This window comes from Gimesia chilikensis, assembly GCF_007744075.1.
Classification (GTDB): Bacteria; Planctomycetota; Planctomycetia; order Planctomycetales; family Planctomycetaceae; genus Gimesia; species Gimesia chilikensis_A.
This window is the reverse complement of sequence record NZ_CP036266.1, coordinates 5,324,028-5,345,101: the sequence shown is the minus strand read 5'-3', so window position 1 is coordinate 5,345,101 and position 21,074 is coordinate 5,324,028. Positions and strand designations below refer to the sequence as shown.

Annotated in this window: 16 protein-coding genes; 10 read left to right on the top strand and 6 right to left on the bottom strand. The window is 52.3% G+C overall.

The window, feature by feature from the left end:
- Positions 1–208: 208 nt before the first annotated feature.
- The gene (locus tag HG66A1_RS20215) at positions 209–2,881 is read right to left on the bottom strand and encodes an FAD-dependent oxidoreductase (protein ID WP_145188102.1); all 2,673 of its coding nucleotides are present in this window, start codon (positions 2,879–2,881) and stop codon (positions 209–211) included.
- A gap of 363 nt (positions 2,882–3,244) precedes the next feature.
- Here HG66A1_RS20215 and HG66A1_RS20210 point away from each other — a divergent pair, with 363 nt between their 5' ends.
- From HG66A1_RS20210 to HG66A1_RS20190, 5 genes are all read left to right on the top strand, one after another.
- Positions 3,245–4,213, top strand: a complete 969-nt coding sequence (locus HG66A1_RS20210) for a DUF1559 domain-containing protein (protein WP_145188100.1) — start codon at positions 3,245–3,247, stop codon at positions 4,211–4,213.
- A gap of 71 nt (positions 4,214–4,284) precedes the next feature.
- A complete protein-coding gene (locus HG66A1_RS20205; RefSeq protein WP_145188097.1) occupies positions 4,285–4,740 on the top strand; it encodes a carboxypeptidase regulatory-like domain-containing protein in 456 nt (151 codons plus the stop codon).
- A gap of 180 nt (positions 4,741–4,920) precedes the next feature.
- Positions 4,921–5,382, top strand: a complete 462-nt coding sequence (locus tag HG66A1_RS32835; protein WP_145193849.1) for a DUF1559 domain-containing protein — start codon at positions 4,921–4,923, stop codon at positions 5,380–5,382.
- A gap of 561 nt (positions 5,383–5,943) precedes the next feature.
- Entirely contained in the window at positions 5,944–8,538 is a 2,595-nt protein-coding gene (locus HG66A1_RS20195; protein WP_145188094.1) for a PSD1 and planctomycete cytochrome C domain-containing protein, read from the top strand.
- A gap of 5 nt (positions 8,539–8,543) precedes the next feature.
- The gene (locus HG66A1_RS20190; RefSeq protein ID WP_145188092.1) at positions 8,544–9,992 is read left to right on the top strand and encodes a DUF1501 domain-containing protein; all 1,449 of its coding nucleotides are present in this window, start codon (positions 8,544–8,546) and stop codon (positions 9,990–9,992) included.
- Between the two features lie 22 nt (positions 9,993–10,014).
- Here the strand turns inward: HG66A1_RS20190 and HG66A1_RS20185 are convergent, their stop codons facing one another.
- Entirely contained in the window at positions 10,015–10,932 is a 918-nt protein-coding gene (locus HG66A1_RS20185; RefSeq protein WP_145188089.1) for an aminotransferase class IV, read from the bottom strand.
- Between the two features lie 10 nt (positions 10,933–10,942).
- Entirely contained in the window at positions 10,943–11,974 is a 1,032-nt protein-coding gene (locus HG66A1_RS20180) for an FAD:protein FMN transferase (RefSeq protein ID WP_145188086.1), read from the bottom strand.
- 84 nt (positions 11,975–12,058) lie between these two features.
- Between HG66A1_RS20180 and HG66A1_RS20175 the strand changes: the two genes are divergently transcribed.
- The 5 genes from HG66A1_RS20175 to HG66A1_RS20155 all read left to right on the top strand — a co-directional run bounded on the left by HG66A1_RS20175 (position 12,059) and on the right by HG66A1_RS20155 (position 17,735).
- Positions 12,059–13,093 (top strand): formylglycine-generating enzyme family protein, encoded by a 1,035-nt coding sequence (locus HG66A1_RS20175; RefSeq protein ID WP_145188083.1) that lies wholly within the window; start codon positions 12,059–12,061, stop codon positions 13,091–13,093.
- Between the two features lie 138 nt (positions 13,094–13,231).
- On the top strand, positions 13,232–14,560 hold the full coding sequence (locus tag HG66A1_RS20170) for a Gfo/Idh/MocA family protein (protein WP_145188080.1): 1,329 nt from the start codon (positions 13,232–13,234) through the stop codon (positions 14,558–14,560).
- A gap of 123 nt (positions 14,561–14,683) precedes the next feature.
- Entirely contained in the window at positions 14,684–15,112 is a 429-nt protein-coding gene (locus HG66A1_RS20165; protein WP_197996702.1) for a GNAT family N-acetyltransferase, read from the top strand.
- A 72-nt stretch (positions 15,113–15,184) separates the two neighbouring features.
- Positions 15,185–16,717: a hypothetical protein gene (locus HG66A1_RS20160; RefSeq protein WP_232106624.1), complete on the top strand. Its 1,533-nt coding sequence runs from the start codon at positions 15,185–15,187 to the stop codon at positions 16,715–16,717.
- Between the two features lie 166 nt (positions 16,718–16,883).
- Positions 16,884–17,735: an ion transporter gene (locus HG66A1_RS20155; protein WP_145188075.1), complete on the top strand. Its 852-nt coding sequence runs from the start codon at positions 16,884–16,886 to the stop codon at positions 17,733–17,735.
- An 8-nt stretch (positions 17,736–17,743) separates the two neighbouring features.
- Here HG66A1_RS20155 and HG66A1_RS20150 read toward each other — a convergent pair whose 3' ends face one another.
- From HG66A1_RS20150 to HG66A1_RS20140, 3 genes are all read right to left on the bottom strand, one after another.
- Positions 17,744–19,099 carry an MFS transporter gene (locus HG66A1_RS20150; RefSeq protein WP_145188069.1) on the bottom strand — a complete coding sequence of 452 codons (1,356 nt, stop codon included), beginning with the start codon at positions 19,097–19,099 and terminating at the stop codon, positions 17,744–17,746.
- A 209-nt stretch (positions 19,100–19,308) separates the two neighbouring features.
- On the bottom strand, positions 19,309–20,211 hold the full coding sequence (locus tag HG66A1_RS20145; RefSeq protein WP_145188066.1) for a hypothetical protein: 903 nt from the start codon (positions 20,209–20,211) through the stop codon (positions 19,309–19,311).
- Positions 20,208–21,071 carry a hypothetical protein gene (locus tag HG66A1_RS20140; RefSeq protein ID WP_145188063.1) on the bottom strand — a complete coding sequence of 288 codons (864 nt, stop codon included), beginning with the start codon at positions 21,069–21,071 and terminating at the stop codon, positions 20,208–20,210. The genes HG66A1_RS20145 and HG66A1_RS20140 overlap by 4 nt, the downstream gene beginning before the upstream one ends.
- Positions 21,072–21,074: the final 3 nt, after the last annotated feature.

Genomic DNA, 21,074 nt, shown 5'->3' with positions numbered 1-21,074 from the left:
CCATATCGGGGTTGCAAAGCGCGAGCGAACTTGCAGTTAGAATTTCATAAATATTTAATCTTATTTAATATATCGTCTGTCTCTGATGTGTTCAATATGATTCTCTGTCGCAGCAGACAATTTCAGACAAATTATGGCTCTCAAAATCTGATATTTCTGTCTGAAAGGGTTGGCAACTGATCAGAGTGGCTCTTCTGATAAGCGTCTTTTAGGGGGCTGGTTCGAGCACAATCCAGTTCAGGCAGGTGTTTGTTGTTGAGCCAGTCTTTCCGATTTCGATTGTCAGTCGGCCATCGGAAACATCGACAGTTGTGCTTTGCTCATGAAATGCGCCACTGACTGTGGCCTGGTCCTCAATGAGCGTGTTGCCTTCTACTGTCACCCATTGCCCGACCTGTTCGTGGCCGGCATCTCCGACACAAACAGTAACGCGATAACTGCCTCGAGGGAGTACGCATTCCCAGGTGGCATGACTCCGTGTGAAAATAAATGTGTCTCGATAGGCTTCCGGAACCTGCTTTCGTTCGCGCACATTCCTGCTCAGATCCTGTTGCCAACCAAAACCCCGGGACTCTTTGAAAGACAACCCATGATCGGCTTCAAATCCGGAGATGGCAGGAGTTTTGCTGCCAGCGAAGTTAAATTTTCGGGCCCGGTTTGAAATGTTTTTTTCCAGTAGGCCATCCTGGTCGGCGGTCAGTTTTTCAGGCATCCATTGCAGTGGTTCGCCCGGAGTGAAAAGGGAGGGATCATCGGCATCCGCGATACCGTCCCCATCGGCGTCGTCTGGTGTAAGCCGTTGGTAGGGACGGATGGGAACTCCTTGAATGGCAGACCAGAGTTTTTGACAGAATTCTCCTCGTGAAAGGTTGTCTGGAAGTGATAGAATCAGGTCGGGGTCCTGCAGTGTCTTCATCGTCAGCTCCATCGTGGCTGCACGCCACTCGGGAGTTGCGGGTTGGTCTGGTCGGAAATCGACTTCACGGACCTTGAGTGGGAGAGCCCCGCGGGCAGCGAGTCGATTGACGGCCACAAAAGCCGGATGTTCCGGAGCCAGGTCGCGGAACGGCCAGATTAAAACTGCCAAACCGGTCTCCGATTCCCCACAAAGTGCATGCCGCACCTGTTCCAACTGTCGACGGTTGTAGGGGATTTCGCGTGGCTCGACCTGCTCTTTCAATGAGACAGCAGCAGTCGCCCCTGCCGCCTGACCGATGGTGATACACTGATCGTGCAGACGAATCGCGGCACTTACAATACTGCTGTAGCCGACATTTTTCTGTGCGCCGAGCAAGCCGTCCATTTCTACAGGAACCAGACTCCGCAGGGGAAACAGGCTGCGATCGCTGACCAGGCTCGTGTTCCGGCCCGGTTTCTCATAGTCGATCCAGGGGCCTCGGTTACCCTCAGATTTCAAGTAGGTACGTCCGGTACGGTGGAAGTCATAATGGAACTGCCAGGCGAACAGCCCATCCGGATACATGACCCGGGAGAACCGTTCGCGAGCGAATTTCTTGGTCGGGCCGTCCATGTTACGGCCATCTTGCTCACGCATCATGTACATGGCTTTCAGACGCAGTGATTCGCGTATATAAGGTTTGGGGGGCAGCTGGTCGGGCGTACCGAACTCCTTGCTCAAGTGGAAGTGCCGGAAACTGTTGGTCTGGTCATCAGCTCGATCGTGCACGAAATTCTGCAAGTGATACAGCAGGCAGAGCGAATGCCGTTTCGCGTCATTAAAAATAATCTCTCTCTGGCGACGGTTCATCAGCACAATGTTCTTCATGGAAGCCCCTGGTTCGGTTGCTTCCAGAGCTTCACAGACCTGGTACGGAAGTCGTTCGAGGGGGTAGTCCTGGCCCAGCATATAATTCAGGAGAATACTGGTTTTATGATCTTTACTGGTATAGCCGTCCACGATTCGTCGGACCGTGAAGACAGAGAGCTGGCGGGGGGAAGCCTGTCCGGCCGGCGGCCAGTGAGGGATAGAGCCCATTTTTTTGAGGGGGCGATCCCATTCCAAGTGCTTCATCTCGGCGAAACTCAGTTTGGATGTTCTTACGAAACAGCGATCATCGTAGCGTTCGGGTTTGGGAATGGGGGTATCGCCGTCCGATTCTTCTACGATCATGGCCCAGGTGATCGGATTCATTTCATTGGGTGGGTAATCCTTCAGGCTCAGAGGTGCACTCGGTTCTCCGTACCGCGAACGCGGGTCGGCTCCAATTTCGAATGCGGCACCGGCAACCTGGATTGCTTCTCCCCAGTCAGAAGCGTCAATCGTCAGGCTGGCCCGTACGTGCAGGTCAGGTATTTCCGACCCGGCCGGTGCAAACCAGAGACCTGTCAGCCGGGGATGAGTTCCACTCCGGTCGATGTCTGCTTTGACGGGATAATGGCGGGTGATCAGTCGAATCTGGCCACTCTGGATGTAGGGCTGGAGCAGTTCACGAAAGATGGCTTCGGCTTCGGCGGGGCGAAATGTGGAAGGTCCATGGAACGGGCGTCCCGGCATGGGAGAGCCGTATTTTTGTGTATTGAAAGCTTCGATCCGATCCATCAGTTCTTTGAACAGGCCACTGCGGTGGAAGGAGCGTTTCATCGGATGCCAGTCAACGCCCCAGCCAACTTTACCCGGCCCCTTGTTCTCGTCGACACAGGCGAGCGCCTGTTCTGTGTACTGTCCGCCCAGCCAGTCTCCATCCAGCACAAGGGTAATGGATTCCACCCCGAGTCGAGCCGCCTGAATGGCTGCGGCCCATCCTGATTCCGTTCCACCGACAATCAATAAATCGGTTTGCTCTTCGGCCTGTTGAGCGAACAGGAAATTTTCTGAAAAAAAACTTAGTAACCAGCAGAGGAGCGCGATCTTCTTTTTCATGAGCTGTGTTTACTTATTCAATTGTTAACAATGATTTGATTTTCCCTGGCAGATGACAAAGCCTGAAAGAACGGGTTAGCTGCATCATACGACACGATTCCCTGAGTTGTCATCTCTCTTCCTGATTCTGGCAGCATTTCTTGAGTCGTACCATACGCCTGGCGATCGCACGATCTGAGTGTTCTTTTCGTCAACAGCATGGTCTGGCACTGATTTTGCATGAGTAAAGCGTCGTTAACAAATCCTTGATCAATCAACCAGTTGAGCCTGAAAAAACAGCATACCCTGCAGGTTCAGTAGGCAGACAAAGACAGGGGTGAGTTCATTTCAGTTCTGATTTAAATTTTTTCAGGAGTTCTTTTAATGTCTAAGATGCAAAGGCCAAAACGGGGTTTTACCTTGATCGAATTGCTGGTGGTAATCGCCATTATCGCAATTCTGATTGCCCTTTTGTTACCTGCTGTACAGCAGGCCCGTGAGGCAGCCAGAAGATCCCAGTGTAAAAACAACTTGAAGCAGCTTGGACTGGCACTCCACAATTACCATGAAACGTTTTCGGTTCTGCCACCAGCTCACATCGGACGTTGTACGACTCCCCGGCTCATGGCTACCGGTCTGACCATGTTGCTGCCTTATCTGGATCAGGCTCCTTTGTACAATATGTACAACTCCAGCGGTTCTGCTACGACTCACTCCAGTATTTCTACTGGTGGGGGCGCACTTTCCGCAGGTGATGACCCCGTGACCAACGGAAATGCTGCTGTGGTCAAAACACTGGTCACCGTCTTCCTGTGCCCATCCGATGACGGGACTTACTTCATTCCTTCCGCCACCAGCAGCTACGGTATTTCTGCTACGAATACGGGAACAGGGGGCGCTAAGACCAACTACGATTTCATTACCATTACCCCTTACAATTCCTGCGAAAACTGGACTCTGACTGCACCAACCAGTCGCTGCATGTTTGGCGACAACAGCAAGTGCCGGCTGGATGACGTCAAAGACGGGACAAGTAACACCCTGATGATGGGCGAAACCACCCGCACTGTATACAACGGCGGGACCAACGCCTGGGGGTATCGTGGACACGTGATGGTCGGTCTGAATCTGGTTTCTTACCCGATCAACCGCTTCTATTATTCATCCGCCTCACCTCCGGAACAGCCGCGTGGAAAACTGGGGAGCTGGGCATACTCCGGAAGTCTGCACACCGGTGGTGCTCACTTCCTGCTGGCAGATGGTTCGGTTCACTTTCTCAGTGAGAACATCGACACCACTACCCGTCAGAATCTGGCACGTATGTCTGATGGCAAAGTCATAGGAGAATGGTAAGGTCGACTGAAAACTCAAATCGGATTTTCAGGCCTCTCTATTCAGACGTTTTTAAGAGGAAACTCCAAACGATGTTACAACGAATCAGCTTATGTCTGGCAGTCTGCGGTCTCCTGGTGGGGCTGTCGGGCTGTGGTGGCGGTGCTGAAGAAAAGCCGCTACCGAACACTGTGCCTGTTACTGGCGCAGTAACTATGAAGGGCAAACCACTGGTCTCAGCAACTGTTACTTTCGTCCCGCAGGGTGAGACCAAGGGCGTGGAATGCGTTGGCTTTACTGATGAAGCCGGTAAGTACCAGCTGAAACAGATTCGAGGTGGCGAAGGAGCTCCTCCGGGCAGCTATAAAGTGGTTATCAATCACTTCGTGAAGGGGGATGGTTCTCCTATCAAGATTGATGGCTCTGAGCCCCCGGCGAACCTCGGTGCTGTTGAATCACTGCCGATTCAATACAGCAGCTTTCTTGACTCAAAACTGACTGCTCAGGTGAGCGATGCAGGAGGCGAGTTTAATTTTGATCTGAAGTAGCAGCGTCTGATGTCGACTTTGTTCGACGGCAGTAAAGACGAGCTCTAAATACTCAACGGCCTTCGGTTTTATTTCACCCTGGAAATAGAACCGGGGCCGTTTTTTGTTGAGGCAGGGACCCTATATTAATTTCCCTGGATCAGACACCGCATAATAACAAAATTAATTTTACTGTAGCTCCTGCAGGATGCCAGTTACGCACAAGACAACTATCCAACAGCCAGTGATAATCATGGTTACGATTTATGTAGTCGTCATGGCCAGGAGAACTCAAACGAAAATTTTGCTTCCTCCTGGCTCTTCGATGATACAACCGGCGCAGTATACATGACTCAAATGCGACCACAGAATGTTACCCACAGATCCAGTAACACAATTATCTTTTCTGAGTATTCTACAGGCCTGAATTATGGGCGGCTTACTTCCTGCAAGAATCTGATGGAGAGAAGCAGGAGTGATTCTGCAGTGAATTACGGCAATATTGGTTTCTCTACCAGGAATGATGCGACTCCTGACAGTCAAAACATTACTTACAGCACAACAAGCTTTGGAACATTAGGTAGTGCTGATGTTGAAGGAGTGCATTCTAGATTCATGGATGGCGCCGTTCGGTTTATCAGCAACAATATTGACGGTAGTTAATGTCAGGCCCTCTGTACTCCACGCGGTGGCGAAGTAGTAATAGTCCCCTGAGACTTCTGTCTGATCGCAATTGAATATTTAATCCATGCTGGGTTCGGTCCCAGAGAGGATTAAGCTTCTTTTTCATTTAGCCAGATCAGACTGTGACATAAACTTACGTAGTTACTGCCTGATACTATTGAACATTGTGATTAGTGGTTGTGGCAAAGAATCTGTGGTAGATGAAAGCGAATCAGTGGCGTTCACCAAATGGGAAACTGTTAAGTAATGCAGAGGTTACTTTTTTACCAGCAGATGAAGATCCACTAGTAGGCCCCGCCCTGGTCATCACTGACAATAAGTGGAGTTAGGTGAAGTCAGTCAATGCTGCTCGCGATAACTTTGCTTAGCAAAACAAAACGCTGCTCTCATTATCCGACAGCAGCGTTTTTTGCTATAGAGATCCGAATCAAATATCCCCTCGTCAGGGGGCCTTCGTACTGTTAAACAGATAAAAGTTCTGTTATATTAAATTCGTTCCATTCGTTCTTTTTTTGCCTCTGTGTGTTGAGAGGAGTTTTGATGAACGCCCGATTCTCAGCATGGAATATGATGCTCAACTGGTTGTTCGGCTTCGGGTTTCTCAGTGCCAGCATCTACCCGGAGTTCGCGCTGGCAGAATCTGAGACTGCTAAGAAAGTATCGTTTTCGAGAGACATTCTCCCAATTCTGAAAACTCATTGTCTGGAATGTCATTCGGGAGAAGAACCCGAAAGCAGCTTTTCCCTCTCAACCAGGCAGACCACTCTGGCTGGCGGGAATTATGGGAAAGCTGTTATTCCCCAGCAGCCGGCCCGCAGCCTGTTGTTTCAGATGATCTCGGGGACTCATCCTGACAAGATAGTCATGCCTCCCGAGGGAGAACGGTTGCCTGCACGGGAGATTGCTTTGATTCGGGAGTGGATTCAACAGGGGGCCCCCTGGCCTGAAAAACTTGTCTTAGGCAATGAATCAGAACCGAACCCCCAGAAGTCACATTGGGCTTTTCAAACAATTTCTAATCCAGAGCTGCCAACAGTCAGAAAAAGTGACTGGTGTCGGAACGAAATAGACTATTTCATTTTGCATCGCCTGGAAAAAGAACAGTTCACTCCCTCAGCTGAAGCAGACAAAACAACGCTCATTCGTCGTGTCACTTTGGACCTGACCGGTCTGCCTCCCTCGCCAGAAGAAGTAATGGCTTTTTTGCAGGATAAGCGGCCGGATGCTTATGAGCGACTTGTAGATCGTCTCCTGCAGTCACCGCATTTCGGTGAGAAATGGGCTCGGCCCTGGCTCGACTTGTGTCATTACGCAGACAGTGATGGATACCTGACCGATGCCGTCCGACCGCATGCCTGGCGGTTTCGCGACTGGGTAGTGCAATCACTCAACCAGAACAAACCTTTCGATCAGTTTACGATTGAGCAGATTGCCGGCGATCTGTTGCCTGAAAGTTCGACTGAAGCACACGCTGGTACTGGTTTCCTGCGCCAGACCTTGAGTAACCGAGAAGGAGGCGCCGACCTGGAAGAGTTCCGGGTCAATAAAGTAGTCGATCGTACCAAGCTGATGGGAACGATTTGGCTGGGGCTTACGCTGGACTGCTGCCGCTGCCATAACCACAAGTACGATCCTATCAGCCAGAAAGAATTCTATCAGCTCTACGCCTTTTTTAATTCAGCCTATGAAGTCAACATTGATGCTCCCTTGCTACAAGACCAGGAACTGGTCGCGCAACAGACGCTCTATCAACAGAAACGACAAGCACTCATCGATCCCATTCGCGAACCGCTCGAACATTTGCAGCGAGAGTGGGAGCAGAAAATGCTACATGCCTCTGAGCACCCTGCGGAAGATCATCACTGGGCTCGGGCCTGGGAAGTGATGGGGTTGGTCTGGGGCGTCAAATCCGGGGAGGGGCAACAGGAAGGCCTGGAGATCCTTAAGCTGGATCCCTCAGAGCGTTCACAGAGGCAGCGCGACGATCTGCTGGATTACTTTCTGGCCCGTGGGCATCTGGTAGACAGTGCCCGTTTTAAAGAACTCAAACTGGGTGAACTTGCTCGAAACTTGACTGCTTTGCGAAACGAGTTTCCGGCGGTTTCGCGTGCTCCCGCGATGCATGAGATGCAGACGCCGAATCAGGCGTTTGTGCATCTACGCGGTTCCCATCTTTCTCCCGGAATCCCTGTGGCACCAGGGACGCCCCGTTCCTTACCGACTTTCCAACCTTCAGGGAAGCCGGATCGACTTGATCTGGCACGTTGGCTGGTTTCGGACTCAAATCCGCTCACAGCCCGGGTGACTGTGAATCGTGTCTGGCAGGAATATTTCGGTCAAGGAATTGTGATATCGTCGGATGACTTCGGTACCCAGGGGGATCGTCCTTCACATCCGCGACTGCTGGACCGGCTGGCACGGCGATTTCAGGAGAGTGGCTGGGATGTCAAAGCCCTGCATCGCCTGATCGTGACTTCTGCGACGTACAGACAGTCATCAAAGACACGACCGGACATGCAGGAAAAAGATCCCGCGAATCGACTTCTGAGCCATCAGGCGAATCTGAGGCTCTCTGCCGAACTCGTGCGCGATCAGGCACTCGCGGTCAGTGGTTTGCTGACTCGAGAGCTGGGGGGACCCTGCGTGCGGCCTCCCCAGCCGGACAGCGTCGTGATGGAAGCCTTTGGTTCCAATACATGGGATGTCAGTACGGGGAGCGATCGCTATCGCAGGGGGCTTTATACGTTGATTCTCAGGACTTCGCCTTATGCTCAGTCAGTGATCTTCGATGCTCCGAATCCGAGTCAGACCTGTACCAGACGCGATCGGTCTAATACACCGCTGCAGGCTTTAACTCTGTTGAACGATCCTGTCTTTTACGAAGCAGCACAACATCTGGGACGACGTGTTACCCGGGAGAGTTCGGGGGACCTCGATCAACAGATGAGCTATGCGTTCCGTCTCTGCCTGGCACGAGAACCGCTGGAAATGGAACGGGAACGCCTGAAGGAGCTTTATCGGAAGCAGATTGCTCAACAGCCAGCTGACAGAACGCCTGCTGAAAAACAGGACGTGGCCTGGACGCTTGTGGCGAGTGTCTTACTCAACCTGCATGAATTCATAACACGGGACTGACAGCGATGCTATCACCTGATCCCTGGCTTAATTTGAAACGACGACACTTTCTGCAGTCCACGGCTTGTGGACTGGGGGGAGTGGCGCTCAACAGCCTGCTGGCTCGCGATGGTCTGGCAGAATCCGGTGCCCTGAATGCGGTGAATCCTCTTGCGGTTAAGACGCCGCATTTCAAGCCTCGTGCCAAAAACGTGATTTTCATTTTCATGTCAGGCGGTCCAAGCCAGCTGGATCTCTTCGATCCGAAACCACAGTTACAGAAACTGCACGGTCAGCCGGTGCCTGAGTCCTTTCTGAAAGGAATTCAGGATGCTCTGATCAAAACGACGGCCCAGGTGATGGCGTCACCTCGGAAATTCAAAAAGTATGGGGCAGCGGGACTCGATTTTTCAGATAACCTGCCACACCTGGGAACATGCGCCGATGATCTGTGCATGATTCGGACGGTTCAGACTGACGTCAGCAACCACCACCCCGCCCAGATGCTGATGAACAGCGGCTCGACCATGTTCGACCGTCCCAGTATGGGCTCCTGGGTGACCTATGGGCTGGGGAGTGAATCTGAAAACCTGCCCGGCTATGTTGTGCTGCTTTCGAATTCGGGCAAGGGCGTAGACGGCGGTTCTTCGTTGTGGACCAATGGAATTCTACCTTCCACTTACCGGGGGGTGACCTTCCGCAGTCGGGGCGAGGCCATTTTGTATCTCTCCAATCCGGAAGGGGTTTCACAGGCCATGCAGCAGGCTCGAATCAACGCGATTCGGGATCTGAACGCACAACGGTTCGATCAGGTCGGGGATCCGGAAATTGCATCCCGGATTGCTGCGTACGAACTGGCGTATCGCATGCAGACGGCTGCACCGGATCTGCTGGATTTCAGTGATGAGTCTAAAGCGACGCTGGACATGTACGGCATTGAAAATGAGACGACCAACTGGTTTGGCAGCAATGCACTGCTGGCCCGCCGAATGGTTGAACGTGGCGTCCGCTTTGTGCAGTTGTATCATTCAACATGGGACGATCATTCCAATCTGGATAAGAATCTGAAGACGAACTGCGAGATGACTGATCAGCCCTGTGCGGCACTGATCAAAGACCTCAAGCAGCGGGGTCTGCTGGATGACACACTGGTGATCTGGGGAGCGGAATTTGGCAGGACACCGATGACCGAAGTCCGTCGGGGCTCATCGCCGGGGCGGGAAGGACGGGATCACCATCCCTTCAGCTTTACGATGCTCATGGCAGGTGGCGGCGTAAAGGCAGGAACGGTTATCGGGAAAACAGACGATCTTGGCTTCCATCCGGTCGAGCAGCCCGTGCACCTGCATAATCTGCATGCGACGATTCTCCATCAGCTGGGCTTTGACCACACAAAGCTGATCGTCAAACACAAGGGGCTGGATTACCGACTCACCGGAGTGGAAGGCGAAGTTCTTGATATGCTGCTGGCTTGAGTGTCAGTCGACTGCTGCCAGTTCACGATGCTTTCGAGGCCTGAGCCTGCTCAATGATGTCGACGCCGACCAGATCGCTCCAGGCTGCAATCAACTGTTTTGTGATCGGTCCCACTTTTCCGTCACCAATTTCAAGCCCGTTAAATTTGGTTGCCGGCATGATGCAATAGGGGGTGCTGGTGAAAAAGGCTTCATCCGCAGTCGTGACATCATAAGGCAGCAGCTGACATTCTTCGACCGGGATATTCAGTTTTTCTCCCAGGGTAAAGATAGACTGTCGGCTGATGCCGTCCAGGCAGTTGATCGTACTGGGCGTTCGAATGCGATTATTTGAAACCAGGAAGAAGTTCCCCCCTTTGTTTTCGGAAAGATAACCGTCGGTGTCGAGCAGCAGACTTTGTGCTTTAGGATCGACCAGTTTCACTTCAGATTCAGCCAGTGTGTAGATGAAGCGGCTGCGGTTCTTAATGCGGGCATCCAGCGACTGCGCGGGTTGAATGCGGGTGAAGGGAGTCACTGCGTGGCAGCCTGTCTGATAGAAGTCGGCCCAGTAACTCAGGTCGAGGGGCAGGGTGATGATCATTACCGTTGATGCGGAATCAGCGGGCTTCTGACCGCTGGAGGGAACCCATTGTCCCGGTGTGATGTTATGGATGATCCAGGCATCAGTTCCAGCGTCATAATTGGGTTTATTCTTTTCCCAGACTTCGAGAGTTAATTTTTCGAGTTCGTCTTGTGTCATGCCGGCATCGAACCGCGCTGCCTTGAGGCTGAGGTACAAACGGTCGATGTGATCCCGCAGACGATACGGTTGATGACCGAACGTGCGCGTCGATTCCGTCACTGTCATTCCCAGGCTGATCGCACCATCAAAGATGGAGATTTTGGCTTGATCCGCGGGAACGTATTCTCCATTCAAGTAAACCAGGTTCTGTGTCATGGATGTCCTTTCAGGGGGCGGTCTGGGATGCTTCAAAGCAGGAGAAACAGGGAGATTCGTATGACTTTAACTGATCCTGTTCATGTCTCAGAATCAGGCAGGCCGTGCCCGGTTTCTGACTTAACAGCGCAATTCCTTTTTCCGGTCCGAGGACGCTGATCGCGGATGCCAGGCTGTCGGCTGTGATTCCATCAGGGGCGATCACAGTCACGCGACTATGATCGTTCAGACCGAGGCCGGTATGGGGATTCACAATATGCGAATAGCGAGTGCCATTGATGACCACGTGCTGAAACGCGTCACCCGAAGTGGCGACTGCGCAGTCTCTCAACATGAGGTAACGATCAATTTTGGCATCCGGGGCATCTGTCGAAGAGATGCCGATCTTCCAGCCACAACTTCCAGGAGGGGGAGCCCCCAGTGACAGATCGCCGCTGGCGTCAATCATCACCCGGTCAATTCCCTGTTCTTGCAAAACCCGAATCGCGACGTCTGCCGCATAGCCTTTGGCGATTCCCCCGAGATCTAATCGCATGCCCGGCTTGAGGAGTTCCACGGTCTGGTTCTGTTCAGATAGTCGCATCAATTCATAACCGACCAGATCCCGGGCGGCCTGCAGTCGTTCACTGTCAGGCAACTCTTTACGTCGACGGGCTCTGCGCCAGAGGCGGACTACGGGACTGATGGTGACGTCGAACGCGCCAGCGGTCTCACGGGAAAGTGCTTGACTTCTTTTCAGTACCTGGAACAGGTCGGGACTGACTTTGACTGGCTTTCCCGGCCCGGATAACTGACACAACTGGTTTAACTCGCTGTTGGGATCGTAATCGCTGAGGACTTTGTTAAGTTCCTTTACACGGCGAAAAGCAATTTGAGAGGCATTGTTTGCGATTGGTTTGTCCGTTGCATATAATACGATTCTCCACTGCACTCCCATATGTACTTCCTGAAATTCATACCGATGCAGAATTTCGCTTTCCGTGCACTGTTGATTGCCTGACAATGTGGAGAGCAACAGGCATGTGTGATATAGGTAAGACATCTTCCATCCAGATCTAAAGTCTGATTTCCGCTTAAAGTTACGGAGTAAACTAATATGCTTAGCGTATGTCGTTCCAGTCTCATAATGCAAGCCAAAACTGCATTACTCGCCATTCTCTGTTGCTCGTCTTCCGTGGCGTTCGCTGCCGATCCCTCGGAAGCAAAAACAGAAAAAGAGATGAAACCTTACACGCAGAAAATTACCAACACCGATGTCAGTTTTGATATGGTGCCGATCCCCGGTGGTGAATACGTCATGGGCAGCCCTGCCGATGAAAAGAACCGGGAAGAAGATGAAGGTCCTCAGGTCAAAGTCAAAATTGAGCCTTTCTGGATGGGCAAGCATGAAGTGACCTGGAACGAATATGATATCTGGAGCTTCAATCTGGATATTCAGCGTCGTAAGCTGATGCGTCTCAAATCGGATGACAAAGAAAAAGCAGCAGATGCTGTAACCCGTCCTACCAAGCCTTATACCGACATGACCTTCGACATGGGGCACGATGGGTACCCGGCGATTTGCATGACCCAGCTGGCAGCAAAAACCTACTGCAAATGGCTGAGTGAAAAAACCGGTCACTACTATCGTCTGCCTACCGAAGCGGAGTGGGAATACGCGTGCCGTGCCGGCACCACGACGGCTTACTCATTCGGTGACAACCCTGCCAAAATGGATGATTACGCCTGGCACTACGCAAACTGTAACGATACCTACCAGAAGGTCGGTCAGAAAAAGCCGAACCCGTTCGGTCTGTACGATATGCACGGTAACGTTTCGGAGTGGGTCCTCGATCAGTACATTCCTGATGCCTACAAAAAGTGGAGTGGCAAAGGAACCGTGGAGTTCCCCGTCAGTCCTACGACTCCCGAAAAACTTTATCCGCGTGTTGTGCGTGGCGGTTCCTGGGATGATGATCCCGAAGCACTGCGAAGTGCGAATCGGATCGCCTCCAGTGCCGACTGGAAAATTCAGGATCCCCAGATTCCACAGAGTATCTGGTACCACACCGATGCCATCTTTGTGGGCTTCCGTGTCGTACGGCCTCTGAAAGTGCCTACGGCTGAAGAACGCAAGAAATACAACCTGGATCCGGTCATTCCGGCCGATGAAGGGCGTTAAATCCCGCCAGCTGCTGATAGTTTATTGAAAACAGATGCCTTCGTCGGATTCCTGCAAACATAAAGTCCGGCGAAGGGCATATGTATCTTAGAAACGTACCACTGACCAAATCGTCCTGCAGATTAGGAAAGGCCTCTGATGACTCAATCTAATAATCAATCTTCTTCCCGACGTGACTTCCTTAAGGTAACCACAGCCACCGCTGTGGGAACCAGCATCCTGTCTACTCTGGGATCGTCGGCTCATGTTTACGCCAATGGCGACGATAAAATCAAAGTCGGTCTGGTCGGTTGTGGTGGTCGTGGAACAGGGGCTGCATCTCAGGCTTTGTCGACCAAAGGCAACATTAAACTCGAAGCCATGGCTGATGCCTACCGTGATCGGATGGACAAAAGCCTCAGCAACCTGCAGAAGCAGTTTTCGGGTGAACCTGAAAAGGTTGACGTGGCCGAAGAGAAAAAGTTCGTCGGTTTTGACGCCTATCAGAAACTGCTCGACAGTGGAATCGATGTTGTGATCTTGGCGACTCCTCCCGGATTCCGACCGATTCACTTCGAAGCAGCTGTCGAAAAAGGCAAGCACGTCTTCATGGAAAAACCGGTTGCCACCGATGTACCCGGCGTTCGCAAGGTGCTCGAAGCAGCTGAGAAAGCCAAGGAAAAGAAACTGGCCGTCGGCGTTGGTCTGCAGCGTCACCACCAGGCTAATTACATTGAAACCATCAAACGTCTGAAAGATGGCGCGATCGGCGACATTACTTCCCTGCGTTGCTACTGGAACAGTGGTGGGGTCTGGGAGCCTCGTCTGTCTCGTGAGGAAGCCAAGAGCGAGATGGACTACCAGATGCGTAACTGGTACTACTACAACTGGCTCTGTGGTGACCACATCAACGAGCAGCACATCCACAACATCGACGTCTGTAACTGGGTGAAAGATGCTTTCCCCGTTCAGGCATACGGGATGGGTGGTCGCCAGGTTCGTACCGACAAGAAGTACGGTGAAATTTATGACCACTTCGCTGTTGAGTTTGTTTACGAAGACGGAACCCGGATGTACAGCCAGTGCCGTCATATCCGCAACTGCTGGAACAGCGTGACTGAGCATGCTCAGGGGACCAAAGGGTTCTGCGACATCAGCGGTGCAAAATACGAAACCACAGGCGGCTACAAGTGGCGCTACCGTGGTAAGAAAACCAACCCCTACCAGGTTGAGCACGATGACCTCTTCGCTGCAATCCGTCAGGGAACTCCCTACAACGAAGCCGAATACGGTGCCAAGTCCACCATGACTTCGATCCTGGGACGTCTGGCGACCTACAGCGGTAAGCCTGTTACCTGGGACGAAGCAATGGCATCTAATGTCAGCCTGATGCCCAAAGAGTTCTCCTGGGAAGGTCAGCCGGTTACGGTTCCCGATGAGAACGGGTACTACCCGATTCCGATGCCCGGTATCACCAAAGTACTCTAAACTCTGATATCCAAACTGATTGGCCGATTCGCTTCCTTGAAGCGGATCGGCTTTTTTTAATCTCCATCACTTCAAGCCTGTTTTATTTCGTCCATGTCTTCACCGTTTCAAGTCTCCCCGCTAATGCCCGCTGATCATGGCCGGGTCCTGATTGTCTGGGAAGCCGCGGTCCGCGCGACTCACCATTTTCTCTCTGAAGACGAAATCGAGACTCTCAAACCGTTGGTCAGGCAGGCCTGCTTTGAAGGAATGCCGCTGTTTGGTGTGCGCGATTCTGAGGGAGAAGTGATTGCTTTTTCGGGAGTTGATTCTCCCAAACTGGAAGCGCTGTTCGTCCATCCGGACTGGTCTGGCAAAGGGCTGGGACGTTTGCTGGTAGAGCACGCCATCCGGGAACAGGATGTCTGTCTCGTCGATGTGAACGAGCAGAATCCTGCAGCCGTTGACTTCTATCTGCATCTCGGTTTTGAGGTCGCCCATCGCTCGGATGTGGATGGCTTTGGAAAGCCGTATCCTCTGCTGCACCTGAAACTGCCGGATCAGACAATCTGAAGTTTCTGATGCATTCCACATCCGCTTCTGGTATTGTGAAAGCTCCCTCATACTCAACCAGGAGCCTACACTATGTCTACATGCGTCATCCGTTTTGCGTTGATCTGTTTACTGTCTGTGTTGTGGATTGACTTGCTACCCGCAACAGAACCGCTGTCGATCGGGACACGTCGGGAACTGTTTGTCGATGACGCACTGGTCGATCATCTTTCTGGGGAAGCCGAGATCCGGTTACAGCATCCTGTGCCCCGCGAAGTGGTCATTCGATTCGATCAACCCTGGGAGGGGAGCAGTTCCGGCTATCATACGATCATCCAGGATGGAGACATCTATCGGCTTTATTACCGCGGTACGCACATCGAGGTGTCCCAGGGACGCATCAACACGGGCAGTCATAAGCCGTACTACTGTTATGCTGAAAGTAAGGATGGAATTCACTGGACGCGTCCCGAGCTGGGGATTGTTGAGTTTCAGGGATCGAAACAGAACAACATCATTCTGGAAGGTCTGGGAACGCATAACTTTGCTCCATTCAAAGATGAAAATCCGGAATGCAAACCTGAGGCACGCTTCAAAGCACTGGCGGGACTGCAGAATGAAGGAGGCCTGCATGCCTTCCAGTCAGCAGATGGGATTCACTGGAAGCGAATGCAGGAGAAAGCTGTGATTACCAAAGGGGCCTTCGACTCTCAGAACCTGGCCTTCTGGGATGAGGATCATAAAACGTATCGCACATACTTTCGTGTTTTTACAGGAGGAGTTACCAACTCCAAGACCTGGAAGCCGGAGGGGATCCGTGCGATTCAGACGGCGACTTCTGATGATTTTCTAAACTGGAGTGATGGCATCGATCTGGTCTACGCTGATTCACCCGACGAGGAACTATATACCAACCAGGTGAAGCCTTACCTGCGGGCCCCACATATTCGTATTGGTTTTCCTGCACGCTACGTTGAGCGTGGCTGGTCTGAGTCGATGCGGGCACTACCCGATCCGGAGCGTCGTCAATTGAGAGCTTCTTCGGTAGAACGCTACGGCACCGCGATCAGTGAAGGGCTGCTGATGGCCAGTCGGGATGGTGTCCATTTTAAACGCTGGAACGAAGCCTTTCTGCGACCGGGCATTGAACGCACGGGAACCTGGCAGTACGGGCATCAGTTTATTGCAGAACATCTGGTCGAAACCGCTTCGGATCTGCCCGGTGCTCCGAATGAACTGTCACTCTATGCCGCTGAAGATTACTGGCATGGAAAAGGGGGCGCTCTCAGGCGTTATTCTTTGAGAATGGACGGCTTCACCTCGGTGCATGCCTCTCTTAAGGGAGGGGAACTGATTACACAACCATTTGTGATTGCGGGGAAGACACTGTCAGTCAACTTCGCGACTTCTGCGGCTGGAAGTATATGGGTGGAGCTGCAAACCGCTGACGGAAAGCCGATTGAGGGCTTTTCCCTGGCTGATTCCGTCGAACTCTTCGGCGATACACTGGATCGCAAAGTCACCTGGAAACAGGGGGCAGACCTCAGTGCGCTGGCTGGAAAACCGGTTCGTCTGCGATTCAAGCTGAAAGATGCGGACCTGTACTCGTTTCAGTTTCAGAAGTAGATCGCCCAATCACTGTGATATGATGCATCAGCAGGATCGCTGACAGGGGTCAGGAGTCAGGTTGACCTGCAAGTGCCTGATCGCTCATAATCTGCAGGCAGATCAGTTATTGATGCCCACTGAAGTAATCCTGAAATATCCTCGTTAAAACGAACCATCACCTCTTATGAATGAGCCTCAACCTGCTCCCCGAACCAAACCAGAACACTGGCGCGATCGCTGGTACGAGATCATTTTTGAAGCGGATACACCTGCAGGGAAACTGTTTGATGTCGTGCTGCTGGTTGCCATTCTATTAAGTGTGCTGGTCATCATGCTCGAGAGTGTTCCTTCTCTGGATGAACACTATGGTCAGGAATTCGGCTATGCCGAGTGGTTTTTTACCATTCTATTTACGATTGAATATGCGGCCCGCATCAGCTGTGCCCGGCATCCTTTGCGGTACATCGTCAGCTTTTACGGCATCGTCGACCTGCTCTCGATTCTGCCAACCTACCTGATGTTCTTCGCTCCGCTGGAAATGCAGAGTCTGGGCGTGATCCGTGCACTGCGGTTGTTACGTGCGTTCCGAATTTTCAAGCTCGCCCACATGCTGACAGAAGCTTCGGAATTGCGGCGAGCGATCTGGGCCAGCCGTTCCAAAATCACAGTCTTCCTGGCAACTGTCGTAATTGCTGTTGTGATTGAAGGGACTGCCCTGTATCTGATCGAGGGGGATCAGGACAGCGGATTTACTTCGATTCCTCAGAGCATGTACTGGGCAATCGTGACCATGACGACGGTCGGATATGGTGATATCGCGCCAGTGACGCCTCTCGGAAAGTTTCTGGCAGCGATCATCATGATTCTGGGTTACAGCCTGATCATCGTTCCGACCGGGATCGTCTCAGCAGAACTGGCCCATCCCGGCGGTAAGAAAACCCCTCACTGGGTTACTACGCAGGTCTGTCCGGAATGCATGAAGGAAGGACACGATTCCGATGCCACATTCTGTAAATACTGCGGCGCGCAACTCTGAAGTCTTAGCTAACTCGCGGCTTCCGGTTCCGCAGCAGGCTCCTCGTCCTTAAACAATGTCGGAGGATGAGCTGACCAGACGGCCAGGGCTGCCATCAGCGGGAGCGCCATGAACAGATAGAGCACCGGGTTGTAAGATCCGAAGTAGTCAATCGACATGGCGACCGGCAAGGGCCCCAAAGCAGAAGCAAGGATCATCATTGACCAGGCCACGCCACGTACGGCGCCCTGATTCATGCGGCCATAATAGTTGATCCAGACGACCGTGGCTGTGCTGCGAAAGATACTCCCGGTGATCCCCAGCAGGAAGGTGTAGACAACAACCATCCAGATCGCAGGCATAGTCAACACGATGAGATTCGCCAGTGCCATGCAGAGCATGGAAAAGCAGAGGATGTAGCGGCTGGGGAAGCGGTCGGTCAACCAGCCAGCCGGGAACATCAGCAGAGTGGCACACACGGCCTGAAAGGCCATCATGCGGATCGCCCAATTTTCGGGAACTCCATGACTGCCCAGCAAGGCGATCTGGTGAAAGACCAGTCCGGTACCGACCAGGGCGTGGGTGGTGATCACCGAGAGCAGTTTCCAGAATGTCGGGTCGCGAAGGACCTGGCGGACCGTCCAGGATTCAATCGTGGCTGTGATCAGGGGACGCTTCGACTTCTCTTCTGGTTGGGGCTCCGGTTCCTGTGCGGGATCGATGCCATCCGGGTGCAGGCCGAGATCCTCGGGCCGGTTCCTGACGATAAAAATACCCGGCAGAATTAAACAGACCGCTACGGTAACCGCGTGGAAGATCCAGCCTGTTTTCCAGCCATACTCACTGATCAACCAGCTATTAATAAAGGGGACAGTCATCACAGAAAAGGCACTGCCGAAACCGGCGAGGGCTGTGGCGCGTCCCCGTTTCTTTTCAAACCATTCGCCCACCATCCAGACCGAGATGAGTGTCAGTGCGCCCTGTCCCAGGCTGCGGACAAGGCTGAAGCCCAGATACAGGCTGCCCAGGGTATGGATCTGCGACATGAAGAAACAGGAGATCGCCAGTCCCGTCGCCACGATCGGCAGGATGATGCGGGCGCCCCAGTGATCCAGCATGCGACCGATGAAGGGGAGCAGACAGGCACTGACAATCGTGGCGAATCCATAGGCGAGTGAGTATTGGGTTTCCGAAAGCCCCAGGCTCATCCGCATGGGATCTTTGAAGACAGCGACAGAGAAAGACTGACCAGGTGCGGACAGAAACTGGGCCAGTGCCGCGATTCCCAGAATGGACCAGCCGGGGAAAAATTTATAGGTGGGGAGTGCGATCTCTTCGAGACCACCCTTCAGTTCCACTTCTGCACAAGAGGACTGTGAATTCATTTCTAATCAGTTTCTTCCCTGGATATTTTTTCAGGATCGACCCGGGGCGGGCAACCGGTGGGAATTTCACTATAGCAGATCAGGAAATGGACAGGTAACCTCTGTCGCCGCGGCTTTTGATAAAAAAACGGCTTCTTCATGTTTTTTTATCAATCAAAATATCAGCAGTCGCACACCGTGGCTGTATTATCTTCTGCTCAAAACAAAACTTAGAGACCGATTCCCAGCCAGTTGTGGAACAGGAAGTCCAGTCGACCACTGAGCAGTGCAATGCGTCCCATCACGGTGTAAGCGAAGCTGGCACCGAAAGTGACCATCAAAAACCAGACGCCGAGACGGGAGACGTACTTCACGAAGCCTTCATGCTCAATGGAGAAGAAGAAGTAAACCATACAGGAGACCACACCCACAATGATGATTGTGTTCTTGAGCGATTCTACGATCTGCCAGCTGCCATCAGAGCCGAAGACCACGAAGGGCATGATCGTATTCTGCAACTGGCCGACGAAGTCTGCTTCCAGGTAACTGATGAGCCGAATCCCGGCCGTGGCTCCGATGAAGAATGCCAGTGGCCAGCGGGCGAGCCAGCTTCCTTTGGGGGAGAGACGCAGCAGCAGCAAGACGCTCATGGCCAGTGGAATCAGGTACCAGAGGTTGGCATTCATCTCACTATCTTTAATGTCGAGAAAGAAGATGTCCTTCGCTTCTACCGGAAACAGCTTGCCGAACAGATTGGGGATGATTTCTGACCAGAACGCGACCACCATCGCATAGCCTGCTGAAACCCCCACGAAGACGGATTCCGTGAATTTATAAACCGGATTATCACCATAGAGAAACGAGAAGATCGCCAGCGTACAGAACGCAGCTACCCAGAGGCCAATCGTGCGGGAGAGTCCCAGCCTCACTCCCGGTTGATCTTTTTCTGCTTCGGGGACGACTTGCTCTTTGGTCCACTCTATAGCCTGTTCCGCTCCCTCAACTGAGGACTTCGCTTCTACGGGTACTTCACGTACATAGACGCGGCCACTTTTTTTGTCGATCGTCTGAAAGAGCAGGAACCCGCCACCAGCGACCATCAAGATTGTCCAGATGAGTGTAGATTGTTTCATCGATACAGTCCCAGCTTACGTTCCCAGAAGTAAATCACATTTCCCAGTACAATCAATCCGATCAGGAGAACATGGGCCACCAGCTGAGGGCCCATGCGTTTGAGTCCCTCTTTCGCTGCCGGATTGTCCTCCAGTTGGGGGTAGGCGTTGATGATGGCCTGTTCGTACTCCGCAGCCCCTTTGATCGCAGCGATCATGCCAATCAACTGCTTGGGGATGTAAGGCAGCATGATCGGAGCCTGAACCCCGGTGCAACCAACGACCGTGGGAATATCGAAAGGGGCAGACCCATAGAGCACCCATTCCTTGGAACCCGGGTAGCCGGCACTCACATTGACCAGCAGATCGACCTGCTGGATGTTCTTCAGGTTTTTCGTGAGTGGGAGATTATCGAGGCTGGTGCTGTTGATGTCGGTCGAATACGTTTTTTTCAAATCTTCTACAACCAGTTTGATGACCCCTTCATTCCCGGTACGAAAACCAAGGTTCACGTATTTGGTGCCGTACTTGCCTTTGTAGGTGTCGGGGAATTCATTTTCCAGAATATCAACCGATCGCTGAATCATGGGAACACCCTGTGGCCAGAGTGTCATGAAGTAAATATTGTGTTTTTTCAAAGCACAGTGTCGGGTGAATGCAGAAGCCATCGGCTGAAGTTCACCTTCACTGGCCGGATCGTAATCGAGGGCAATAAAAATATTGGAACCATCGGGCAGATCGTCGACCGCGTGAAAGACGGACATCACCTGGTCAGAAGGTTTTTCCGGAAAGGTTGTCCCCATAATGAGGGGAATTGCGACCGCAAACAGCATCAGCAGAAATATCCAGCGGCGGTCCAGGTTTTGTAGAAAATGTAACATGGG

Excerpts from the sequence above, each read along its gene's own strand:
- HG66A1_RS20215 (WP_145188102.1), bottom strand. The coding sequence starts at position 2,881 with ATGAAAAAGAAGATCGCGCTCCTCTGCTGGTTACTAAGTTTTTTTTCA.
- HG66A1_RS20210 (WP_145188100.1), top strand. The coding sequence starts at position 3,245 with ATGTCTAAGATGCAAAGGCCAAAACGGGGTTTTACCTTGATCGAATTG.
- HG66A1_RS20205 (WP_145188097.1), top strand. The coding sequence starts at position 4,285 with ATGTTACAACGAATCAGCTTATGTCTGGCAGTCTGCGGTCTCCTGGTG.
- HG66A1_RS20195 (WP_145188094.1), top strand. The coding sequence starts at position 5,944 with ATGAACGCCCGATTCTCAGCATGGAATATGATGCTCAACTGGTTGTTC.
- HG66A1_RS20190 (WP_145188092.1), top strand. The coding sequence starts at position 8,544 with ATGCTATCACCTGATCCCTGGCTTAATTTGAAACGACGACACTTTCTG.
- HG66A1_RS20185 (WP_145188089.1), bottom strand. The coding sequence starts at position 10,932 with ATGACACAGAACCTGGTTTACTTGAATGGAGAATACGTTCCCGCGGAT.
- HG66A1_RS20180 (WP_145188086.1), bottom strand. The coding sequence starts at position 11,974 with ATGTCTTACCTATATCACACATGCCTGTTGCTCTCCACATTGTCAGGC.
- HG66A1_RS20175 (WP_145188083.1), top strand. The coding sequence starts at position 12,059 with ATGCAAGCCAAAACTGCATTACTCGCCATTCTCTGTTGCTCGTCTTCC.
- HG66A1_RS20170 (WP_145188080.1), top strand. The coding sequence starts at position 13,232 with ATGACTCAATCTAATAATCAATCTTCTTCCCGACGTGACTTCCTTAAG.
- HG66A1_RS20165 (WP_197996702.1), top strand. The coding sequence starts at position 14,684 with ATGCCCGCTGATCATGGCCGGGTCCTGATTGTCTGGGAAGCCGCGGTC.
- HG66A1_RS20160 (WP_232106624.1), top strand. The coding sequence starts at position 15,185 with ATGTCTACATGCGTCATCCGTTTTGCGTTGATCTGTTTACTGTCTGTG.
- HG66A1_RS20155 (WP_145188075.1), top strand. The coding sequence starts at position 16,884 with ATGAATGAGCCTCAACCTGCTCCCCGAACCAAACCAGAACACTGGCGC.
- HG66A1_RS20150 (WP_145188069.1), bottom strand. The coding sequence starts at position 19,099 with ATGAATTCACAGTCCTCTTGTGCAGAAGTGGAACTGAAGGGTGGTCTC.
- HG66A1_RS20145 (WP_145188066.1), bottom strand. The coding sequence starts at position 20,211 with ATGAAACAATCTACACTCATCTGGACAATCTTGATGGTCGCTGGTGGC.
- HG66A1_RS20140 (WP_145188063.1), bottom strand. The coding sequence starts at position 21,071 with ATGTTACATTTTCTACAAAACCTGGACCGCCGCTGGATATTTCTGCTG.